Origin of the sequence: Vibrio genomosp. F10 str. 9ZD137 (assembly GCF_049974785.1) — a bacterium.
Taxonomy (GTDB): domain Bacteria; phylum Pseudomonadota; class Gammaproteobacteria; order Enterobacterales; family Vibrionaceae; genus Vibrio.
In genome coordinates, this window is record NZ_JBNGCJ010000338.1 from 1 (window position 1) to 9070 (window position 9070).

Consider the following 9070-nt stretch of genomic DNA (forward strand, 5'->3'; position numbering starts at 1 on the left):
CAACACCACGTTCAAGTGCGTAAACAGGTTTAATAATTTCTGCGCTTTCTAGGTAGTTATTATAATTTTCTACAAAATCTTCTGGCCCGCCTAAGCCTGCAACCATTTTACCAAAGCATTCTGCGGCTTTGCCGTTATCCAGAACGGCCATCAATTTCTCTCGGGCCTCTTCACTGTTGTCAGCAAGGTTCCCCAACACCAACATTTCAGCACAAGAAGCCAATGTAATATTGAGCAAGCGAGGATTACGATATTCACCCGTTAGGAATCTCACCGCTTCTCTCACTTCAAGCGCATTGCCCGCTGAAGAGGCAAGAACTTGGTTCATATCGGTAAGGATAGCGGTTGTTTTAGTACCGGCACCATTAGCCACGGCAACGATAGATTTAGCCAGTTCTTCCGACGCTTCATACGTTGGCATAAAAGCACCTGAGCCGACTTTTACATCCATCACAAGTGAATCTAAACCTGCCGCTAGTTTCTTCGACAGTATCGAAGCGGTAATTAACGAGATGTTATCCACGGTTGCGGTAATATCACGCGTGGCATAAACACGCTTATCTGCGGGAGCTAAATCCCCCGTTTGACCGATAATGGCCACCCCAGCGTCTTTAGTCACTTGACCAAACACGTCATTGGTTGGAGTAATGTTATAACCAGGTATGGACTCTAATTTGTCTAAAGTTCCTCCCGTGTGGCCAAGGCCGCGGCCAGAAATCATTGGAACAAACCCACCACATGCGGCCACCATAGGGCCAAGCATTAATGACGTCACATCGCCGACACCACCGGTTGAGTGTTTATCAACAATTGGACCATCGAAGTTCATGTGCGCCCAATCAATCACCATGCCTGAATCACGCATCGCACACGTGAGAGCAATTCGCTCTGGCATCGTCATTTCATTAAAGAATATCGCCATTGCAAATGCTGCAATTTGGCCTTCAGATACGGTATTTTTTGCCACACCTTGAATGAAAAAATTAATCTCATCCGTTGTCAGAACTTCGTTATCGCGCTTTTTACGAATGATTTCTTGAGGTAAGTAGTTTTGATTAATATTAGACATTAGAATCTCCCAAGTTTGCTGTAAACATTGGTTTGTAGAATAAAGAGATGAAGTGGTGAACTTTCACCACTTCATAAAACAGACAGTTATAGATTTAGTACGCGGCAGGATCCGCTGTTTGGTCTGTCACTTCTAATGTGTTAAGTAGATTGGTTAGTAGGCTTGATGCTCCAAAACGATAATGCATATTGTCAGCCCAATCGGCACCTAAAAGATCATCAGCCATACCAAGGTAAGCTTGTGCATCTTCCGCAGTGCGAACACCACCAGCAGGCTTAAAGCCGACCGTTTTAGCAACGCCCATATCGCGAATAACTTCAAGCATCATGCGTGCGTATTCTGGCGTAGCGTTCACTGGTACTTTACCCGTTGAAGTTTTGATGAAATCGGCACCCGCTTCAATACAAATCTGCGATGCTTTCTTAATCAATGCTTCTTCTTTCAACTCACCCGTTTCGATGATCACTTTTAATAAAATATCGCCACACGCTTCTTTACATTGCTTAACCAACTCAAAGCCGACTTTTTCATTGCCAGCAATTAACGCACGGTATGGGAAGACAACATCCACTTCATCAGCACCGTAAGCAACGGCTGCCTTTGTTTCTGCAACGGCGATGTCAATATCGTCATTACCATGAGGGAAATTTGTCACGGTTGCAATGCGCACGTCTGGTGTGCCTTGTTCACGCAATGTCTTCTTCGCAATGGGAATAAAGCGAGGGTAAATACAAATTGCAGCAGTGTTACCTACGGCTGTTTTCGCGTCATGACACAGTGAGATCACCTTTGCATCGGTGTCATCATCATTTAGCGTGGTTAGATCCATTAATTTAAGTGCTCGTAGTGCTGCTGCTTTTAAATCGCTCATTTCTATCTCCGATCAATATATTCAATTCATTTTCTATCGAACTCGCACCCATATTAGCAATTTAACGTTGGGGCAAAGCGGGCTCAATAGCCTTAAATGAACGGACTTGGTTCCTTGAAGACTCAGTACATACAGCGAACATGTACTAATTGCTATCCTTGTCACCGCACAGTACCAATTATGGTCCATGGCACTACAATCAATGATTGCGGTGTCTGCGTAGGCAAATCATATGCCTATTTTGAGATGTATTACCGTGAAGAGTTGTTATTCACCCACTCAACAATGTGTATCTAACCTATACAGTATAGATATTCATTGCAAAACTGTAGCACCAAATAAAACGCAAACGGTTTGTATCTCAAAAATCTAACTCTATCTTACTCCTTGTTCACCTCTTAGCGATAAAAGCTATTTATCCGCTAACCCCAAAAAATGTATTGCCAGAAAACAAAAAGCCCCGCAGCACACTAGGTGGCTACGGGGCTTGATTACAAGGCGTCTATATAAACTGACTCTTCTTTCTTAGAAAGAGAGGAATAGGCCAGCAATAGTTGCCGCCATTAGGTTAGATAGAGTACCTGCTGCAACGGCTTTAACACCCATGCGTGCAATCTCTTGACGACGGCTAGGAGCAAGACCACCTAGACCACCAAGTAGAATCGCGATAGAAGACAGGTTAGCGAAGCCACATAGTGCAAAGGCAATGATAGCTTGCGTCTTCTCAGACATCACGGCACCAGTTGATGCAAGAACTTGAGCATTTTCACCCACGTAAGGTACAAAGTTTAGGTACGCTACGAATTCGTTCACAACCAGTTTTTGGCCGATGAAAGAACCAGCAACTGTTGCTTCAGCCCAAGGCACACCAATTAGGAATGCTAGAGGAGCAAACAACCAACCTAGAAGCATTTCTAGTGTTAGGTGTCCCATACCGAACCAACCGCCAACACCACCGATGATGCCGTTCACTAGCGCGATAAGGCCAATGAAAGCAAGTAGCATTGCGCCAACGTTTAGTGCTAGTTGAAGACCAACAGATGCGCCACTTGCTGCTGCATCGATAACGTTAGCTGGTTTATCAGCGCCGCCGTCAATGTCATCACCTAGCTCATCAGCAGCTTGTTCTGTTTCTGGCTTGATGATTTTTGCGAATAATAGACCACCAGGTGCCGCCATGAATGACGCAGCAACTAGGTACTCTAGTGGAACACCCATTGATGCATAACCCGCGAGTACACCACCAGCAACAGATGCTAGGCCACCACACATTACTGCAAATAGCTCAGATGAAGTCATCTTAGGAATAAACGGACGAACCACAAGTGGTGCTTCTGTTTGACCTACGAAAATGTTCGCAGCAGCAGACATTGATTCTGCACGAGATGTGCCCAATGCTTTTTGTAGACCACCACCCAGAATCTTAATAACCCACTGCATAACACCAATGTAGTAAAGTACAGAGATTAATGCAGAGAAGAAGATAAGAGTTGGTAGTACTTGGAAAGCAAAAATGAAGCCGATACCATCAACTGAGAAGTTAACTAGGTTTCCAAATAGGAACCCTGTACCGTCTTTACCGTAGTCGATTACGTTCTGTACACCAGCAGAGAAGCCAGCAAGAAGATCGCGACCCCATGGTACGTAAAGTACGAAACCACCGATTATAAATTGGATTGCGAAAGCGCCGCCTACAGTACGTAGGTTAATCGCTTTGCGGTTGTCAGATAAAAGAACTGCTATTCCAAGCAGAACGAACATCCCGATGATACTCATAAACAGGCTCATAGTTTATGATTTCCTTATTAGTTATTTATTGGCGTGTGACAAAAGTGGAGCTAAAAAGCACGGTGATTATACGCAGCATGAATGAGATAAAGTAATGCTGCACTCACACTTTCTGTTAAGACACACACTTTATTCATTCACAATTGTGATTCAAATCACATCAAACTCATACAAAAATCATAGAACCTACAACTTATTTAGAATTCATTCACAAATAAATAGCGATCTATGGCTACTTTCCCACAACGATTGCGCAACCGTTTGCTCTGGTTGCTCTTTAAGCAACGCCAGTTCTGATAAGACTTTTGGCAACATTTTAGGGTGATTTTTCTTCCCTTGAAAACCGCACATAGGCATATCAGGCGCATCGGTTTCAATAACCAAATAGTCCAATGGTAAATCAGACATTGTCTTTCTCGTTTTGTTCGCCCTTGGGTAGGTGATGGTTCCACCCACACCGATATAAAAACCCAATTCAATAAAATCCATCGCTTGCTGCAAGCTGCCGGAAAAACCGTGCAATATACCTCCTTTAGCAAGCGGGTACTTTTTTAATAATGGGATGAGGCGATGGTTCGCTTTATGACAATGAAGAATAACGGGTAATTGATACTGCTGAGCCAGTTCTAGTTGTATTAACAAATACCGTTCTTGCAATGCTTGGGAGGCATCAATTGAAAAGTCGAGCCCACATTCGCCAATGGCAACACACTGAGGGGAACGGAGTTCAAGAGCCTGCGAAAGGGCTTTGACGTCTTGCTCTACTGAATCATTAAGAAAATAAGGGTGGAAACCCAAAGCATGGTAAATTTGAGGGTGCTGCGAAGAGAGCAATTGCACCGCTTGCCAGTTGCTCTCATTTATTGCAGGAATAAGAAACTTCTTTACCCCTTCTCGCTCAGCTGACGATAGTTCTGCATTGAAGTCACCTTGAAAGTGCTCAAAGTCAAAGTGACAATGCGTATCAAACAAAGGGGGCATTGTCATGGCTTGTTCTTGTCATTATCAACCATTGAATGACTCTCCGCGATTGATTCGTTTTCGGTCGATGGATCTTTTTTGTAAGGCACACAGCTGCGCTTATTTTCTGGTGTCAGCCCCATCGACACGCACCATGCATCGTATTTATTTAACCAAAACGTTAGCCACTTCACCATTGCCGCGCTTACCTTCTAAATACGCCCGCCTAAAACGGGTTAGCGTTCTTCACGTTTAAACACGAGCTCTTTGTGTGAAGATTCAGCTTCAACAAAGTAATAACCTGCGCTATCGAACTGAGTCAATGCTTCAATCGAATCAACCCTATTTTCGATAATATATCGAGCCATCATGCCGCGTGCTTTCTTTGCGTGAAAGCTGATGACTTTATACTGCCCATTTTTGCAATCTTTGAACACTGGCGTTATCACCGTTGCATCTAAGCTCTTTGGCTTGACCGCTTTAAAGTATTCATTGGAGGCTAAATTGATCAATACATTATCGCCTTGGACATTGATATCGTGATTCAATTTATCGGTAATCAGGTTACCCCAAAACTGATACAGATTGGTGCCACGCGTATTAGCCAGTTTCGTTCCCATTTCAAGGCGGTATGGCTGCATGAGGTCTAAAGGTTTGAGTAGGCCATATAAACCCGACAACATTCGTAAGTGCTGTTGAGCAAAGTCCAAATCTCCTTGAGAAAGAGTGGCCGCATCTAACCCTGTGTACACATCCCCTTTAAATGCAAAGAGTGCTTGGCGGGCGTTTTCGAACGAGAAGGTTTCGCTCCACTGCTCAAACCGAGCCACATTGAGTCCTGCAATTTTGTCACTGACCTTCATCAAGGCGGTAATATCCGCTGGGGTCAGCTTACGGCATTCATCGATAAGCTCTTTAGAATGGGGGATAAAATCTGGCTGAGTAAATTGCTCTGTAGGTAACGGAGACTCGTAGTCCAACGTTTTTGCAGGTGAGATAACGACTAGCATAGTGTAAATTCCATATTCATGAGACGTCTCTAGACTACAAAAAAAGCCACGCATTGTCTGCATGGCTTTTCAATTACTCTAATAAGTCAAACCGATTAGCTTTTTTTGCTGTTATCCCAAATACCATCTTCTAACTGAGATTGAAGCTCTGGAAAGTCATTCGCATCAAATGTAGGAAGCTTACCCGCATCCAATTGGCGATTGTAATCTTTGGCCAGTTTGATCACGATACCAGACAACAAGATGATCGCCACCAAGTTCACTATGGCCATTAACCCCATAGAGACATCAGCCAGTGCCCACACGGTTGGTAGAGAAGCTAGCGAACCGAACATCACCATGCCAAGCACCACAACCCTAAACAGCGCCAATCCTTTCTTATTGTTGTGCTCTAAGAATATCAGATTCGTTTCTGCGTAGGAGTAGTTCGCAATGATAGATGTAAAGGCAAAGAAGAAAATCGCCACCGCAACAAAGATTCCACCCCAATCACCGACTTGAGCCGTTAATGCACGCTGCGTTAACTCAATACCGGTAATTTCACCGTGAGGAACGTATTCACCAGACATTAAGATAATAGCCACCGTACATGAACAGATCACGATCGTATCTGTGAATACACCCAGCATCTGAACATAACCCTGTGAAGCAGGGTGCGGTGGATACGGTGTCGCAGACGCTGCCGCATTAGGTGCAGAACCCATACCTGCTTCGTTTGAAAATAGACCGCGCTTAATCCCTTGAATCATCGCTTGAGCAATGGCATAACCAAGCCCGCCCGCAGCCGCTTCTTGAAAACCAAATGCGCTTTTGAAGATTAAGGCCAATACATCCGGCACCTTTTCAATGTTCATCAACATAACGTAAATCGCGATCAACAAGTAAGCCAATGCCATAACAGGAACAATCAGCTCTGCTGTGCGAGCAATCTTACGTATTCCACCAAAGATGACGAACGCTGAGATAATAACAATAGCGATACCAACGTACAGCTCTTCAAAACCAAACGCATTGTTCATGGCACCTGCTATTGCATTGGCTTGTACGGCATTGAATACCAGTCCGAAGGCTATGATGAGGAAGATAGAAAACAGTACCCCCATCCAACGCATACCCAGGCCTTTTTCCATGTAGTAAGCCGGGCCACCACGGTAGTTACCATCGTTATCACGTGTTTTATACAGCTGGGCCAGCGTGCTTTCCGCAAATGATGTCGCCATACCGAGCATGGCAATCAACCACATCCAGAAAATGGCGCCAGGGCCACCAGCGGTTAGAGCTACCGCTACCCCCGCCATATTACCGGTACCGACACGAGCAGCTAAGCTAGTACAAAGGGCCTGAAAAGATGAGATACCCGCTTTATCTGCTTTACGGCTATTTTTAAGAACACTAAACATGTGGCCGAAATGGCGAAACTGAATGAAACCAAGACGCACAGTAAAGTAGATACCAACGCCAACAAGTAAATAAACTAGAATCGAACCCCAGAGGAGATCGTTCATCAAATTAATTAAGTCTGTCACAAGAACCTCTTTCGGTATTTGCACTACTTTTAGCTAAACAAGCCAGGGGCTTACAGAGCTTAGTGCTAAAAACTCATATTGCTCATCAACGGCAGAGCAATAAATATCTATTATTTTTGTAATGATGCTTGTTGTGTTAAACCGCTATCGTTGTCTAACTCATCACCCATATCTTTTTTGACCGCAGGATGATGACGCTTGGATTCACAAAAATCAATAATCACAATGTTTCATATCTATGTAATTATCCGCTAATTTTCATTGTAAATTTAACACATAAAACCAAAATAAATCACAAGTGCCACACATAGACATTGTTAAGTTTCAACATTAATAATTTATTACGTCCATCAGGCATCATTTGATAGTAAAAAGCGGTTTAGGGCAGTGAGAGAAAGGAGCGGCGCGTTTTCAGGGATTTAACGACACCTAATGGATGTTTGACTGACATTAAGCGAACCAAAAAGGTAAATGTTAACGATTATCCAACCTAGAAGCCCATCACCTCTCTGTCCAAATCAGCGGAAAACTTTATTCATCTTCGTCATCTATTTGCTCAGTTATTCATCATTTCGGCTTTTATTTTTGTGATACTTAGTAAGAAACACACATAAAACCTTCATAAAAAAGAAACAAATGAGAAACAAATCAAGGATAGGCTTATGCAAACCGTGGTATTAAAAAGACTCTGTTTCAGGCTTAATAGAATAAATTGAGGTGGCTTATGGAAGGCATGCAGTTCGATGACGTTATGGATATATCATTCCCACGAGGTAAAGCAACTCGCTCTAAACCGGTCAAACGCAAGTGGAGAGAAATAGAAGCAATCAAAGACCGCCAGCGTTTACAAAAAGAACTGCTTGATATGGATATGAACTTTAAAGTAGAAGACTTAGATATTTAGCCTGAGTTCATTGTTTGAATAAAAAAAGTAAAGGCGCTAACACTCAAATTGGCGCCTTTGGTTTTAGTCATTCGCCACAATCGTCAATGCCTCTTGCAGCGATTCATCATCACAGAGACTCAGATTCCAGCAAAGTGATTCTTCGAGACAACTGCTGATACTTGTCAGCAATGGTATCACCGAATAAGGGATCATCCTCACTGACATCCCACAACTCCTCTACCTTTTGCCAATCACTCGCCTTGAACGTTCGCTCAATCAGAGGTAAAACCGCTCCTTCTTCCACTTCTAAGTGACGCCTTTGCGCCAATAAAAACTCGTCGAGAAGGCTAATAAATAACTCTTGTGGGATCACTGCATCCTTGAGAATCATATCGACAACATTCAGAAATTCATGTGTTTTCTCAGACAGCTGTTGATGCTCATGCTCAAGATTGCTGATCTCAAATTGATGCCCATAATGCGTCAGAAAATAGTGATAAAGAATATCTTCTTTTGGGTGATGCACTTTCTCTGAATGGTTGGTCAGGTAATCAACGATATCTCGCACGAGCGAGTAACTAATAGCTTGTTCATCTTTCAACAACAGTAACTTTTTGTTCAATATTGCCAGTAAGCGGACCATATACCCATGCTCACGCCGAATCCTTTCTATCATCATAATAGTCTCTCCATAACACCTACTTTTAGTCAGTGTATATGAGACAACCTTAACGCATATTGAGCTTGTTCAAATAACCATCAAATAGTGATTTGTTGTCTTTGATTCATAAGTTGGCTCATAGCTTCTTCTGGCATGCATTTCTTTATGTTTATGTTTTTTATCCGGCAAAACACAGTCACATAGCCTTATGTTAAAGCATCCAATCAATCGGAGATTTTTTTTGCTTCATTAAAAGTTCATTCGCTTGAGAGAAATGCCGACAAGATCGGAAGAGCGGT

General features: G+C 43.1%; 9 protein-coding genes. 1 reads left to right on the plus strand and 8 read right to left on the minus strand.

All coding sequences use genetic code 11. The features are described 5' to 3' along the window. The 7 genes from deoA to ACP45E_RS07130 all read right to left on the minus strand — a co-directional run. Positions 1–1069, minus strand: a 1069-nt coding sequence (gene deoA / locus ACP45E_RS07100) for a thymidine phosphorylase (RefSeq protein WP_069584836.1), incomplete at its 3' end; no start/stop codon positions are given. A 94-nt stretch (positions 1070–1163) separates the two neighbouring features. After that, on the minus strand, positions 1164–1940 hold the full coding sequence (deoC, locus tag ACP45E_RS07105; RefSeq protein ID WP_017035774.1) for a deoxyribose-phosphate aldolase: 777 nt from the start codon (positions 1938–1940) through the stop codon (positions 1164–1166). A 525-nt stretch (positions 1941–2465) separates the two neighbouring features. Beyond that, entirely contained in the window at positions 2466–3728 is a 1263-nt protein-coding gene (locus tag ACP45E_RS07110; RefSeq protein ID WP_017035775.1) for a NupC/NupG family nucleoside CNT transporter, read from the minus strand. A gap of 204 nt (positions 3729–3932) precedes the next feature. After that, positions 3933–4715: a TatD family hydrolase gene (locus ACP45E_RS07115; protein WP_017037352.1), complete on the minus strand. Its 783-nt coding sequence runs from the start codon at positions 4713–4715 to the stop codon at positions 3933–3935. Beyond that, a complete protein-coding gene (locus ACP45E_RS07120) occupies positions 4712–4885 on the minus strand; it encodes a hypothetical protein (protein WP_017035777.1) in 174 nt (57 codons plus the stop codon). The genes ACP45E_RS07115 and ACP45E_RS07120 overlap by 4 nt, the downstream gene beginning before the upstream one ends. 39 nt (positions 4886–4924) lie before the next feature. After that, positions 4925–5698, minus strand: a complete 774-nt coding sequence (yaaA, locus tag ACP45E_RS07125; protein WP_017035778.1) for a peroxide stress protein YaaA — start codon at positions 5696–5698, stop codon at positions 4925–4927. A 95-nt stretch (positions 5699–5793) separates the two neighbouring features. After that, on the minus strand, positions 5794–7224 hold the full coding sequence (locus tag ACP45E_RS07130; protein ID WP_017037351.1) for an alanine/glycine:cation symporter family protein: 1431 nt from the start codon (positions 7222–7224) through the stop codon (positions 5794–5796). 724 nt (positions 7225–7948) lie between these two features. Between ACP45E_RS07130 and ACP45E_RS07135 the strand changes: the two genes are divergently transcribed. Further along, the gene (locus ACP45E_RS07135; protein ID WP_017035411.1) at positions 7949–8128 is read left to right on the plus strand and encodes a DUF3545 family protein; all 180 of its coding nucleotides are present in this window, start codon (positions 7949–7951) and stop codon (positions 8126–8128) included. A gap of 109 nt (positions 8129–8237) precedes the next feature. On the opposite strand, the gene ACP45E_RS07140 is transcribed toward ACP45E_RS07135, so the two are convergent. Next, the gene (locus tag ACP45E_RS07140) at positions 8238–8789 is read right to left on the minus strand and encodes a hemerythrin domain-containing protein (RefSeq protein WP_017035412.1); all 552 of its coding nucleotides are present in this window, start codon (positions 8787–8789) and stop codon (positions 8238–8240) included. Between the last annotated feature and the right edge of the window lie 281 nt (positions 8790–9070).

Bases quoted from the DNA above. Each gene is read 5' to 3' on its own strand.
- ACP45E_RS07115 (WP_017037352.1), bottom strand. From the start codon at position 4,715: ATGACAATGCCCCCTTTGTTTGATACGCATTGTCACTTTGACTTTGAG.
- yaaA (WP_017035778.1), bottom strand. From the start codon at position 5,698: ATGCTAGTCGTTATCTCACCTGCAAAAACGTTGGACTACGAGTCTCCG.
- ACP45E_RS07120 (WP_017035777.1), bottom strand. From the start codon at position 4,885: ATGGTGAAGTGGCTAACGTTTTGGTTAAATAAATACGATGCATGGTGC.
- deoC (WP_017035774.1), bottom strand. From the start codon at position 1,940: ATGAGCGATTTAAAAGCAGCAGCACTACGAGCACTTAAATTAATGGAT.
- ACP45E_RS07135 (WP_017035411.1), top strand. From the start codon at position 7,949: ATGGAAGGCATGCAGTTCGATGACGTTATGGATATATCATTCCCACGA.
- ACP45E_RS07110 (WP_017035775.1), bottom strand. From the start codon at position 3,728: ATGAGCCTGTTTATGAGTATCATCGGGATGTTCGTTCTGCTTGGAATA.
- ACP45E_RS07140 (WP_017035412.1), bottom strand. From the start codon at position 8,789: ATGATGATAGAAAGGATTCGGCGTGAGCATGGGTATATGGTCCGCTTA.